This is a genomic window from Lysobacter antibioticus HS124 (genome assembly GCF_000336385.2).
Classification (GTDB): Bacteria; Pseudomonadota; Gammaproteobacteria; order Xanthomonadales; family Xanthomonadaceae; genus Lysobacter; species Lysobacter firmicutimachus.
This window is the reverse complement of the sequence record NZ_HG424481.1, coordinates 49623-62221: the sequence shown is the minus strand read 5'-3', so window position 1 is coordinate 62221 and position 12599 is coordinate 49623. Positions and strand designations below refer to the sequence as shown.

The 12599-nt window shown below is 68.8% G+C and carries 7 protein-coding genes; 4 read left to right on the top strand and 3 right to left on the bottom strand.

Annotated features, from left to right (window positions below; translation table 11 throughout):
- Positions 1 to 22: 22 nt before the first annotated feature.
- The 3 genes from TX83_RS08590 to TX83_RS08580 all read right to left on the bottom strand — a co-directional run bounded on the left by TX83_RS08590 (position 23) and on the right by TX83_RS08580 (position 4385).
- On the bottom strand, positions 23 to 1582 hold the full coding sequence (locus TX83_RS08590; RefSeq protein ID WP_064747542.1) for a tyrosinase family protein: 1560 nt from the start codon (positions 1580 to 1582) through the stop codon (positions 23 to 25).
- A 265-nt stretch (positions 1583 to 1847) separates the two neighbouring features.
- The gene (locus TX83_RS08585) at positions 1848 to 3920 is read right to left on the bottom strand and encodes an amidohydrolase family protein (protein WP_064747541.1); all 2073 of its coding nucleotides are present in this window, start codon (positions 3918 to 3920) and stop codon (positions 1848 to 1850) included.
- Positions 3921 to 3965: 45 nt separating this feature from the next.
- Positions 3966 to 4385 carry a VOC family protein gene (locus TX83_RS08580; protein ID WP_064747540.1) on the bottom strand — a complete coding sequence of 140 codons (420 nt, stop codon included), beginning with the start codon at positions 4383 to 4385 and terminating at the stop codon, positions 3966 to 3968.
- Between the two features lie 172 nt (positions 4386 to 4557).
- Here TX83_RS08580 and TX83_RS08575 point away from each other — a divergent pair, with 172 nt between their 5' ends.
- From TX83_RS08575 to TX83_RS08560, 4 genes are all read left to right on the top strand, one after another.
- Complete coding sequence (locus tag TX83_RS08575; protein ID WP_064747539.1) at positions 4558 to 6762, top strand: M3 family metallopeptidase; 2205 nt, start codon at positions 4558 to 4560, stop codon at positions 6760 to 6762.
- Positions 6763 to 7053: 291 nt separating this feature from the next.
- Positions 7054 to 7812 carry a response regulator transcription factor gene (locus TX83_RS08570; RefSeq protein ID WP_064747538.1) on the top strand — a complete coding sequence of 253 codons (759 nt, stop codon included), beginning with the start codon at positions 7054 to 7056 and terminating at the stop codon, positions 7810 to 7812.
- A gap of 442 nt (positions 7813 to 8254) precedes the next feature.
- Positions 8255 to 11449 (top strand): YadA family autotransporter adhesin, encoded by a 3195-nt coding sequence (locus TX83_RS08565; RefSeq protein WP_186442556.1) that lies wholly within the window; start codon positions 8255 to 8257, stop codon positions 11447 to 11449.
- 203 nt (positions 11450 to 11652) lie between these two features.
- The gene (locus tag TX83_RS08560; protein ID WP_064747536.1) at positions 11653 to 12495 is read left to right on the top strand and encodes an NAD-dependent protein deacetylase; all 843 of its coding nucleotides are present in this window, start codon (positions 11653 to 11655) and stop codon (positions 12493 to 12495) included.
- Positions 12496 to 12599: the final 104 nt, after the last annotated feature.

Below are 12599 nucleotides of genomic sequence, written 5' to 3'. Positions count from 1 at the left end.
CGCCGAGCGACTGCGCCGCCGCTCAGAACTGACCGATGCTGAGCTTTTCCAGCCGCGCCTTCAATGGCGCCGCGGCACCGGCGTCCTCGCGCGGCTCGGCCACCACCTGGACCCGCAACGGCTCCTGCGCGTCCAGCGCGTCGGCCTCGGCCAGGCCGCGCAGATTGGCGCTGATCGGCACGGTGAAGGCGACCGCCTCGCCGTGGCCGCGATGACGGCCGAAAAACTCCAGCGTGCCGGCATAGTACGGGCTGCCCGGGCCGTAGTCGGTACGCCCTTCCGGCGCGTTCAGCAGCACTTTGTAGCGCATCGCCTTGGTGTCGTCCGGGCGCAGGTAGACGCGCACGTACACCGGCGCGGCGCGGCCGTCGCGCAACGCGGCCGCGCGCAACGCCGGCGGCAGTTTCACCGATGCGGTCGCGTCCTGGTCCGGAGTCAGCATGCTGGGCTCGATCTTGGCGGCCACTTCGGTATTGCTGCTGCGCACTCGCGCGGCCTTGACCACCTCTTCGCCGGAACCGGGCTCGTAGCCGTAGTCGAAATCGCCGATGGTCGCGTAGTCGCCGGCGGTGTTGCGCGCGACCGGCTGGCCCTTCTCGTCGATGTAGAACAGGAACGGTTCTTTCGACCAGGCCGTCAGGTCCGCCCCGGTGGGCAGGGTCGGCCCGCCCTGCGCCTGCTGCTTGCGCGTCCACACGTCCCAGATCCGGTCGATGTTGGCGTGGTGGGCGAAGAACACCGGGTCCACCGGCGACAGGAAGTCGCCCATGAAACCGCCGGTGTCGTTGTGCACCTGGTTGTGCGGGAACTGCTCCAGGGTGGCGAAGCCGACCATCTGGCTGTGCTGCAAGGCCTGGTCGCTGCCGAAATCGACGAAGTCGATCGGCGCCAAGGACTCCTCGAGCTTGCTCATCGACACCGCATCCTGGGTCTGCGGGTCGAAGTCCGGGTGGGCCTTGGTCAGCGCGCGCGCGTTGGCCGGGTCGAAGAACATCGGATTGCCCTTGACCTGCGCCCACACGTCGGCCATCGAGGTGTAATGGCGATACTTCTGTTCGGCGATCTGGCCGGCGCTCATGCCGCTCCAGAAATCGTTCATCGGCCCCTCGAACAGATCGTAGAAGCGCTCGTAGCTGGCGATGTAGTCCGGATGCGCCGGATTCAACAGGCCGTCGTAGAACGAGGCCGGCACCCGCGGCTCGGCGGTCCAGTCCCAGTACGGCAGGGCGAATTCGGCGTCGCCGCTAAGATCGCGGCAGATGCGCTCGAACCAGCCGATGTAGCCGCGGTGCCAGACCACGAACCACCAGTTGCCGTGCGGGCAATCCAGGGTGTGGATGAAAGCGTTGCGGTACCAATTGCGCGGATCGGTCGGCGGCAGCGCGAGCATGGCCTTGATCGCCTTCTCGTAGCTGGCCAGCACGCGCAGCGGAAAACCCGGCTTGGCCAGGTTGCGGCGCAGGTACTTCGGCTTGGGTTGGGTGCGCGCCCAGCGCGGCAGCGCCAGGGCGCCGGCGCCGAGCGCCGAGCCGATCAGGAACTGCCTGCGCGAAACGCCGTCTGCGATACCGTTTCCGTGCATGGTTGCCTCCTCGCATCGTGGATGCCGCGCACTGCGTCAGCGGCGACGAAATCGCCGCAGCGCTCCTGCGCCGCGGTTCTGCCGTACATACGCACGCGGATCGCGGCAGCGGCCACATCGCGGCGGCTTGCAACGCAGGCACGGAAAAACTGCGAAGCGCGACGCGCAATGGGCGTGCACGGCGCCGGAAAAAACGATGCCCCGGTCGCTGACGACCGGGGCATGTTCGGCGACGCGCGCGAACGCGGGGCGTTCGCGGGCGGCGTCAGTGGGAGATCTTGGCCGGCTCGGCGAAGGCGCGCACGCCCAGGGCCTTGTAGATCTCGCTGGGGTAGTAGCCGGTGTCGCCCTGCACGACCAGGGCGATCTTCCGGATATCGCCGATGTTGCGGGTCGGGTCGCCGTCGACCAGCAGCAGGTCGGCGCGCTTGCCCGGGGCGATCGAGCCGCGGTCGTCGAGTACCCGCGCGACCTTGGCCGCATTCCAAGTCGCCACCTGCAGCGCCTGGGCCGGGGTCAGCCCGGCGCGCACGTACAGGGCCAGTTCGTGCTGCAGGGTGAAGCCGGGCACCTCGTCGGTGCCGGCCAGCAGCGGCACGCCGGCCTGGTAGGCGCGGCCGACGAACTCGACCAGCTTGTCGTAGGACTGGCGGTAGCGCGCCGCGGTGGCGTCGTCGGGAATGTCCAGCTCGGCGGCGCGGCGCGCGCGCTGCACGTCCGGCGGCAGGTGCTCGGCGACTTCGGCGAAGCCCGGCCACAACTCGCCGTTGCGCTGGTGCAGGAACTCGAACGTGGCCAGGGTCGGATCGATCGCGATCTGCTTCTTCGCCAGCATGGCGATGAAGTCCTGCACCGGCTTGGAGTCCAGGTCCAGCGCCGCGGTCTTGTCGGCGACCAGGTAGAAGCGCTGCAGGGTACGGGTGTCGGTCTTGTCGTCGACGAAGAAGTTCAGCATCAGCTGGTTGATGTGCTGGATCTCGTCGAAGCCCTGGTCGGCGACGTCCTGGGCGCGCATGAACGCCGGCACGTGGCCGCTGACGCGCAGCCCCTTGCCGTGCGCATAGGCCACGGTGTCGCGCAGCGCATCCTTCGGGAACGAGTTGTAGATCTTGATCTGCGGATAGCCGTGCGCGGCGTACCAGTCCACCGCCTTCTTGGCTTCGTCCAGGTTCTTGATCACGAAGCCGTTGCGCGCGGAGTAGTTGCTCTCGCCCTCGATGAAGCCGGCCGGGACCACGTTCGGCGACATCAGCGCCCCGTCGCGGATCTCGCCGATGATCTGCTGCAGGGACGCGTTGTCGTTGCCCATGTCGCGCACGGTGGTCACACCGGCGGCGATGTTGAGCCCGCCGTCCCAGCGCGACACGTGGCCGTGCATGTCGAACAGGCCCGGCAGCAGGCTGCGGCCGGCGCCGTCGATGACCCGGTCGTACTTGGCCTGGTCGGCGGCCTTGCCGATCGAGACGATCTTGCCGTCGGCGATCACCACGTCGGTGGCCTCGCCCAGGCGCGCGTGTTCGCTGTCGAACACGCGCACGTTGCGGATCACGCTGGAACCGCGCAGCGGCATGCCCAGTTGCTTGCGCAGGTCGACCAGCAACTTGCCCTCGGCGGCCTTCTGCCGCGCCTCCAGCGCCGCGGCGTTGCCCTGCCAGCCGTCCTCGATCAACTGCAGGAAGCCGGGGTAGATCGAGGCGAACAGGCGCGGCTGCGCGCCGCTGGTGGCCCAGACGAAGTCCGGCGAGAAGCCGGCGCCGTTGACCGCGTACAGCTCCACTTTCTGGCTGCGTCCGTCGCGGCTGACCTCGGCCTCGTCGAGCTTGCGCAGGCTCAGGCTGCCGTTGGGCAGCAGCGGCAGGCTGCCGTCCTTGCGCTTGGCCAGCGCCTGCAACGCCACCGAATAGCCGGCCGGGGTGCCGCCCAGCGGCGAATACAGCCCGGTGCCCTGGACCTGCATCTCGCCCGAGTCGGACGTCGATTTCCATACCGCCTTGTCGCCGTCTCGGCGGAAGCTCTCGTCGACCTTGGCGCCGAAGGTTTCCAGGCCGGTCACCTTGTAGCTGCGGTAGGTGCCGTCCTCGGCCAGGGTGTAGGTTTCCTTGAGCTCGGGGCCGCGGCCGTTGTCCTTGAACACGAAATCGACCGTGGTGGTGCCGTCGTCGGCGCGGGTCACTACCTGCTGGCCGGCCTGCTTGCCGCCGTCGACCAGGGCCAGGTAGCGCACGGTCTCGGCGGCCAGCGCGTTGCCGCCGAAACCGCCGATCAGGCACAGCGCGAGGGCTAACCGGGTACGACCGCGACGCGGCGCAACGGCGGACGGGGAAAGCGTTCGGATCATCGGTGCAGCTCCATGAAGTGGGATTCGGCCGTTGCCACGCGCGGCTCAGTCCTGATGGGTGACCATCAGCACGTAGCCGTCCGGATCCTGGACCCGGAATTCGCCGCGCGGGCGGTAGAACGGATAAGCGATTTCGCCGGCATCGATGCCGGCCGCGAGCGTGCGCTCGCGCATCGCCGCGACGTCGTCGCAGTAGACATAGAACAGCACGCCCTGGGCGGAGGCGTCCACCGGCGCATCGGCCCGCACCAGCATCAGTTCGGCGCCGGCCGCGCTGCCCAGCCAGGCCCAGACCGGCTCGTCGCGGTCCGGATCGTCGCAGGACGGTTCGCGATGGACCTCGCCGATCGCGAAGTCGAACGCGGCGTAGAACCGCGCCGCGCGCATCACGCTGGCGACGTGCAGCATCGGCACGAAGCGCGCCGCGCTCGGCGGCGCGACGGACGGGACGTCGATGGCGGACATGCGGGCTCCTGTAGCGGGTCGTCCATGCGGCGCGTCGGTGCCAGCCCCCGCCCGGCGCCGGCTCCCGCGATGGTCCCGGACGCGCCGGCCCGCCGGCCCATGCCTTTCGTCATGGGTCCGCCCGCCCCCCATCGGTTAGGCTTTCGGCCTCCTATTGACGAGGTTTCGTACGATGAAGCATCCCCTCGCCCTGGCGCTGGCCGTGGCCCTGGTCGCCACCGTTCCCGGTCTGGCCCACAATGCCCAGGCCCAGACTCCCGCCGCCCAAGCCGTGAAAAACGACGCCCAATCGCACGCCAATCCGTTCTTCCAGGAAAGCCCGCTGCCGCTGCAGTTCCCGCAGTTCGACAAGATCAAGGACACCGACTTCGCGCCGGCCTTCGATCGCGGTATGGCCGAGCAGCTCAAGGAAATCCAGGCGATCGCCGACAATCCGCAGGCGCCGACCTTCGACAACACCATCCTGGCGATGGAGCGCTCCGGCCGCATCCTCAGCCGCGCCACCGCGACCTTCTTCAACCTGGTCGGCACCGACACCAACCCGGCCCGGCAGAAGCTGCAGCAGGATTACGCGCCCAAGCTGTCCGCGCACCGCGACGCGATCGCGCTGAACCCGAAGCTGTTCGAACGCATCAAGACCCTGTACGGCCAGCGCGAATCGCTGGGCCTGGACGCCGAAGGCGTGCGCCTGGTCGAACGCTACTACACCGACTTCGTGCGCGGCGGCGCCACCCTCAGCGAGCCGCAGAAGGCGCGCCTGAAGGCGATCAATTCCGAGCTGGCCGAACTCGGCGCCAAGTTCAGCGAGAACGTGCTCGAGGAAGTGAAGGACTCGGCGATCGTGGTCGACAGCAAGGCCGAACTCGACGGCCTGTCCGACGAACGCATCGCCGCCGCGGCCGAAGCGGCCAAGGCGCGCAAGCTGGAAGGCAAGTACCTGCTGACCCTGCTCAACACCACCGGCCAGCCGCCGGAAACCGACCTGACCAACCGCGCTCTGCGCGAGAAGCTGCACAAGGCTTCGGTCGCGCGCGGCAGCCGCGGCAACAAGTACGACAACACCGCCATCGTCTCCAAGGTCGTCACCCTGCGCACCGAACGCGCCAAGATGATGGGCTACCCGAACTACGCCGCCTACGTGCTCGAGGACGAGACCGCCAAGAACGCCGACGCGGTCAACAAGATGCTCGGCCAGCTGGCCCCGGCCGCGGTCGCCAACGCCCAGCGCGAGGCCGCCGATCTGCAGGCGATGATCGACAAGGAACAGGCCGCCAAGGGCGAGAAGAGCTTCAAGCTCGAGCCGTGGGACTGGGCCTTCTACGCCGAGAAGGTGCGCAAGGAGAAGTTCGCCTTCGACGAGGCCCAGCTCAAGCCCTACTTCGAAATGAAGAACGTGCTCGAGAACGGCGTGTTCTACGCCGCCGGCCAGTTGTACGGTCTGAAGTTCAAGCAGCGCACCGACCTGCCGCTGTACCACGCCGACACCAGCGTTTACGACGTGTACGACGCCGACGGCAAGCAGCTGGCGATCTTCATCGCCGACATGTACGCGCGCGATTCCAAGCGCGGCGGCGCGTGGATGAACTCCTACGTCGAGCAGTCGGAGCTGTTCGGCACCCTGCCGGTCGTGGCCAACCACCTCAACATCCCCAAGCCGCCGGCCGGCAAGCCGACGCTGATGACCTGGGACGAGGTCACCACCATGTTCCACGAGTTCGGCCATGCCCTGCACGGCATGTTCTCGAACGTGAAGTACCCCTACTTCTCCGGCACCAGCGTGCCGCGCGACTTCGTCGAGTTCCCCTCGCAGGTCAACGAGATGTGGGCCGACTGGCCGTCGGTGCTGGCCAACTACGCCAAGCACTACCAGACCGGCGAGCCGATGCCGAAGGAGTTGCTGGACAAGGTGCTGGCGGCGTCCAAGTTCAACCAGGGCTTCACCACCACCGAATACCTCGGCGCGGCGATGCTCGACCAGAACTGGCACCAACTCTCCGACGCTTCGCAGGTGCCGGCGGCCAAGGACGTGATGGCGTTCGAAGCCGCGGCGCTGAAGAAGGACGGCATCGCCTACGCGCCGGTGCCGCCGCGTTACCGCACCCCGTACTTCAGCCACATCATGGGCGGCTACGCGGCCGGCTACTACGCCTACATCTGGTCGGAAGTGCTGGACGCCAACACGGTGGAGTGGATCAAGCAGCACGGCGGCCTGACCCGCGAGAACGGCGACCGCTTCCGCGCCACGCTGCTCTCGCGCGGCGGCAGCAAGGACGCGCTGCAGCTGTTCCGCGACTTCTCCGGCCACGAGCCGAAGATCCAGCCGCTGCTGGAGCGTCGCGGCCTGACCGCCCCGGCGGGCGCTGCGCCGGCCCAATAATCCGGCCTCCGCAGCGGTCTGCGCCCCGAAAGCCGCCCACCTGTCCGGTGGGCGGCTTTTTTTTCGTTGGAGCCGACAAGACCACTCTCATACGCTCACCAGCGCCTGGAAAACCGTTGTCTCGATCTAAAAGACCGGCCTGGATTCCCTGAGATTTCAGTGCTTTCCGCGAAGGCCGACCTATGTCACTGTAGGTTTCAGTGGAGCCCCATTAACCTGATTTTGGACGTCGACGGCACCGTCCCGCAGCCGCGGGCCGGTCGGTTAGCTCGATCAACAGGGGAATTCAGGATGGCCGCCATTCCCACAGTCCTGCCCGGCAGCACCGGCAACGACCGCCGCAACGAGCGTCGCATCGCAGTGGTCGAACGCGACCCGGCGCTGCGGCAGCAAATCCTGCAATCGCTGCAAACCCGACAGTTCGCCGTGCTCGAATGCGCCAACGCCACGGCCCTGTACCGCAATCTGCTCAACGCTCCGTGCGACATCGCGGTGATCGCCAGCGATCTGCCCGACGACAACCCGCGCGTCGTCGCCCAACACCTGCGCCAGCATTCCGATATCGGCATCGTCGTGCTCGACGCCGAGGGCGATGTCTGCGGCAATGCCTATGAGGAAATCGCCGACGCCTGCCTGGCCAAGCCGGTCGACCTGGACCGGCTGACCTCGGTGGTCACCGCGATGCACAGCCTGCAGCACCACATGCGCGCCCTGCCCGCGCGCGCCGGCACCGGTGCGATGCCGGATTGGGAATTGGCCGCGGACGGCTGGACCCTGCGCACGCCCGACGGCGCGGCGATCGACCTCAGCGCGCCCGAGCGCAGCGTGCTGCTGCGCCTGGTCAACGCCGGCGCCGGAGAGCATCCGGTCTCGCACGACAGTCTGATCGGCTCGCTGACCAGCAACGTCTACGATTTCGATCCGCATCGCCTGGAAATGCTGATCTACCGGCTGCGCAAGAAAGTCGCATTGATGAGCCCGCTGCCGTTGCCGCTGCGTGCGGTGCGCGGCATGGGCTATCTGTGCACGGTGGTTCGCGCTTCCGGCTGAGCTTCGCCGTTCCACTTCCATCCCCCGGATTCGACGGCGCCGCCTCGGCGCCGCGTTTTGCGTTGCGTGAACCTCGGTGAGCCGGCGTGATCGTGCGTGAACCACCATGAGTGCGCACAGCGACGCGCTTTTCTAGCCTGCGTAGGCCGATGCATCGAACGTGCCAGCGAACACGGTCGGTCGCGGCGACGGGGGAGACCGGTGGCGCATCGCCGCCCGCCATGCGCTCCATCGCCGCCGTCGGCGCTACGTAGGCTCAGCAGACGGAGGCCGTGTCATGACCCAGGGGACCCGCAGCACCCGCACCGCTCACCGCACCGTTTCTTCCACCCACGACCGGCGCCGGAATCCAATGGTTCCGGCGTTGTCGCATCTGAGCGCAGCCTGTTGGCTCGCGCTCGCCGCAGCTTGCGCCTGCCCGCCGGCGCTCGCCGCCGACGCCATGCCCGATTCCGTTGTCACGGTGCCGGCGGCCGACGCCGTCGCGGCCAGCGAGCCCAGCGACGCTACGGGCAGCGCGTCGACGACCGAAGCGGCGACGGACCAAGACCCCTGGGCCGAACCCGGCCCCCTGCTGCCGCTGGTGTTCGACGGCATTCCCAACAGCTCGACCTGGAACCAGGAATCGTTCGACGGCGGGCTGGTTTCGCCGATGAGCGTGATCCAGCCGCCGCCGCCGACCAGCAGCCTGCCCGATCTCAACGTCTACCTGAGCAACTGGCTGCTCGGCAACGATTACCAGGCTTGCGGCCTGCTCGGCAGCGACTGCCTGACCATCGACCGGGCCAACTTCAACTACTCCTACCTGTCGCTGATCCTCAACCTGATCCAGGCGCCCAATGTCGCCGACCTCGACGGCAACCAGCCGGCCGACCATCTGACCCTGATCGGCAGCGTGCATTCCGACAGCTACATCCAGTTCCAGGACAGCAACTACTTCGGCAACAACAACAATCCCTCCTGCGTGATAGTCGGCCTGGCCTGCACCTGGCGCACGAATCCGGCGCAGAACAACCAAGTCATCATCGGCGACGGCAGCTACGCCAACGGCTCCAACACCGTGGTCTTGGGCACCAATGCGCGCCACCAGTTGCCGACCGTCAGCGCCGCCTCGGCCGGCTTCACCGGCGGCCCCGACACCAACTACGCCGCGCGCCTGGGCAATTCGGTGGTGATCGGCGACAACAGCTTCGGCAATGCCGACCGCCAGACCGTGCTCGGCTTCGGCGCGACCTCCACCCACGCCAACAGCGTCGCGCTCGGCGCCGGCTCGTCGACCGTGATCGGCGCCCAGACCGGCTATATCGCGTTCGGCCTGGCCGCGCCGCAGAACTCCGCGGGCGAGGTCTCGGTCGGCGCGCCCGGCGCGACGCGCAAGCTGACCAACGTCGCCGCCGGCAGCCTCGGCACCGACGCAGTCAACCTCGCCCAATTGCAGGGGGCGTTGGCCGGCGCCGTCGCCGATCCGTTCGCGGTCAAGTACGACGATCTCGGCGGCGCGCCGGATCTGCAGAACGTCACCCTGCAGGGCGCCGGCGGCACGACCGTCGCCAACCTGCGCGCCGGCGCGATCAATCCCGCCAGCACCCAGGCGGTCAACGGCGCGCAGTTGTTCGCGATCAGCCAGTCCAATGCCCAGCGCCTCGGCGCGGGCGCCGCCGTGGCCGCCGACGGCACGGTCACTGCGCCGAACTACCTCGTCGCCGGGACCGGCTACGACAATGTCGGCTCTGCGCTGGCCGCGCTCGACAACGGCCTGGCCGCCGCCGACGCGTTCGCGGTGCGATACGACGACGACGGCAGCGGCAATCCCGATTACGCCCACGTCACCCTGCGCGGTCCGGCCGGGGTCGGCAGCGTGCTCGACAACCTCGCCGCCGGCCAGATCGCCGCCGGCAGCCTGCAGGCGGTCAACGGCGGACAATTGTTCGGCGTCGGCGGCTCCATCGCCACCGTGTTCGGCGGCGGCGCCGCCTTCAATGCCGGCGGCAGCTTCACCGCGCCCAGCTACGTCATCGCCGGCGCCCCCTACGACAACGTCGGCGACGCGCTCGCCGCCTTGAACAGCGGCCTGAGCACCGGCGACGCCTTCGCCGTGCAATACGACGACGACGGCAGCGGCAACCCCGATTACGGTTCGATCACCCTGCGCGGCCCGGCCGGGGTCGGCAGCGTGCTCGACAATCTCGCCGCCGGCCAGATCGCCGTCGGCAGCCTGCAGGCGGTCAACGGCGGACAGATCTTCGGCATCGGCGGCTCGATCGCCAATCTGTTCGGCGGCGGCGCGGTCTTCAACGCCGGCGGTACGTTCACCGCGCCCAGCTACCTCATCGGCGGCAACACCTATACCGACGTCGGCGCCGCGCTCGCCGCCCTGAACAGCGGCCTGAGCAGCGGCAATGCCTTCGCCGTGCAGTACGACGACGACGGCAGCGGCAATCCGGACTACGGCTCGATCACCCTGCGCGGCCCGGCCGGCACCGGCAGCGTGCTCGACAATCTGGCCGGCGGCCAGATCGCCGCCGGCAGCTTGCAGGCGGTCAACGGCGGGCAGATCTTCGCCATGGGCAATTCCATCGCCTCGATCTTCGGCGGCGGCTCGCTGTTCGCCGGCGGCGTGTTCGGCGCGCCGAACTTCACCGTGCAAGGCGGCACCTACACCAATGTCGGCGCGGCCTTCGCCGCGGTCGACGCCAGCCTGACCCAGCTCAACACCCGCATCGATAACCTGCCGGGGCCGACCTCGCCCGAACCGAGGCTGGCGATCGACGGGACCGGCAATGCCTCGGTCGGCGCCGGCACCCGCGCGATCGCCGCCGGCGCCAGCGCTCACGCCGGCGGCCGCCACGCGGTCGCGGTCGGCGGCGACGCTTATGCCGCCGGCGACAACGACACCGCGATCGGCGGCAATGCCCGGGTCGAGGCCGACGGCAGCACCGCGCTCGGCGCCAACAGCAGCATCGCCGCCGGCGCGACCAATGCCGTGGCGGTCGGCGAAAGCGCCAGCGCGACCGCTTCCGGTGCGGTCGCGCTCGGCCAGGGCGCGGTCGCCGACCGCGCCAACACGGTGTCGGTCGGCAATGCCGGCCAGCAGCGCCAGGTGGTCAATGTCGCCGCCGGCACGCAGGACCACGATGCGGTCAACCTCGCCCAGCTGCGCGCCTCGCAAAGCGGCACGGTGCGCTACGACACCCACGTGGACGGCAGCGTCAACACCACCCAGGTCACGCTCAACAACGGCGGCGCCCCGGTGACCATCCGCAACGTCCGCGCGGGCACCCACAACAGCGACGCAGTCAACGTGCAACAGCTCAACGAAGGCATCAACCGCGCGATCAACACCTCCAACCAATACACCGACAATTGGGGCATCACCTTGCGCCGCGAGATCGGGCAGCTCGACGACAAGGCCAGCGCCGGGGTCGCCTCGGCGATGGCGGTGGCCGGCCTGCCGCAGGCCTACGTGCCGGGCAAGAGCATGGCCGCGGTCGCCGCCAGTTCCTTCCGCGGCGAAACCGGCTTCGCCATCGGGGTGTCGACCATCAGCGAGGACGGACGCTACGTGTACAAGTTCTCCGGCAACAGCAATTCCGAAGGCGATGTCGGCGTGACCATCGGCGCCGGCGTCATGTGGTGATTGGGGATTCGGGATTCGGGATTCGGGATTCGGGATTGGAGGATTCGGGGTTCGGGGTTCGGGGTTCGGGGTTCGGGGTTCGGCACGAGATAGCAAAACCGCTGTTGGCGAATCCCGAATCCCCAATTCCCAATCCCACCTTGCTATCGGCCGCGAGGGGCGCCATATCCCGTCCAGCCCCGCCCCGCGTTGCCGAGCCCGTCATGACCGCCGATGCCGCCCTGCCCCACACCGACGCCGCCCAGCGCCTGCGCGATTGGCTGCGCCCGCATCGGCGCGTGTTCGTGCTCACCGGCGCCGGCTTGAGCACCGGTTCGGGGATTCCGCACTACCGCGACGAGACCGGCGCCTGGCAGCGCAAGCCGCCGATCGAGTACCGCGCCTTCGTCGGCGACCCCCGCGCCCGGGCGCGCTATTGGGCGCGCAGCTTCGTCGGCTGGCCGGCGTTCGCGCGCGCCCGGCCCAACCCCGGCCACGCCGCGCTCGCGCAATGGCAGGCGCGCACGCCGGACACGGCCCTGGTGACCCAAAACGTGGACGGCCTGCATGCCCGTGCCGGCAGCCGCGACGTCATCGACCTGCACGGCTGCCTGGATCAGGTCGTGTGCCTGGATTGCGGCGCGCAGCGACCGCGCGAGGCGGTGCAGGCCGAACTGGCCGCGCGCAATCCCGACTGGACCGGGCTGGATGCGGCGCTGCTGCCCGACGGCGACGCCGACCTGGAAGGCTTGGCGTTCGAACGCTTCGTCGCCCCGGTCTGCGAAGCCTGCGGCGGCCTGGTCAAACCCGACGTGGTGTTCTTCGGCGAGAACGTGCCGCGTCCGCGCGTAGCTGCCGCCCAGCAGGCTTTGGCCCAGGCCGATGCGATGCTGGTGGTCGGCTCCTCGCTGATGGTCTATTCCGGCTACCGCTTCGCCCGCGCCGCGCGCGAGGCCGGATTGCCGCTGGCCCTGCTCAACCGCGGCGTCACCCGCGCCGACGACATCGCCACGCTCAAGCTCCCGGCCGATTGCGCGGCGACGCTGGTCGCCGCGATTGGGGATTAGGGATTGAGGATTGGGGATTCGCCAAAGCCATAGCGCGGCCCCTGTAGGAGCGGCGTAAGCCGCGACATCCGAAGCGGTGTACGCCAGCGCAACCGGGAGGAGCG